This is a genomic window from Bacillus sp. V26, from assembly GCF_034296245.1.
Classification (GTDB): Bacteria; Bacillota; Bacilli; order Bacillales; family Bacillaceae; genus Bacillus; species Bacillus halotolerans.
Map to the genome: position 1 here is coordinate 1 of NZ_JAXKQF010000019.1, position 386 is coordinate 386.

Below are 386 nucleotides of genomic sequence, written 5' to 3' on the forward strand. Positions count from 1 at the left end.
AGGGAGCAAGCTCCCATCTGTCCGCTCGACTTGCATGTATTAGGCACGCCGCCAGCGTTCGTCCTGAGCCAGGATCAAACTCTCCGATAAAGTAGTTTGACTGACTACGCACATCGCTGTGCGATTTATAATAAAACTTGAATTAACAGGTACGTTTTGTCTTGTTTAGTTTTCAAAGATCATTTTGTTTATCGCTTTGTTAAAGCAACTTTATTAGTGTACAACGTCACTTTCTCAAAGTCAATAACTTTTTTTAAACCTTTTTTGGTGGAGCCTAGCGGGATCGAACCGCTGACCTCCTGCGTGCAAAGCAGGCGCTCTCCCAGCTGAGCTAAGGCCCCATAAAAATGGTCGGGAAGACAGGATTCGAACCTGCGACCCCATGG

1 tRNA gene and 1 rRNA gene are annotated in these 386 nt (G+C 45.9%); both read right to left on the reverse strand.

Annotated features, from left to right (window positions below):
* Window positions 1-90: ribosomal RNA gene (locus tag UJ203_RS20770) — 16S ribosomal RNA — on the reverse strand; the annotation flags it as partial.
* A gap of 175 nt (window positions 91-265) precedes the next feature.
* Window positions 266-341: transfer RNA gene (locus UJ203_RS20775), tRNA-Ala, on the reverse strand.
* Window positions 342-386 lie beyond the last annotated feature (45 nt).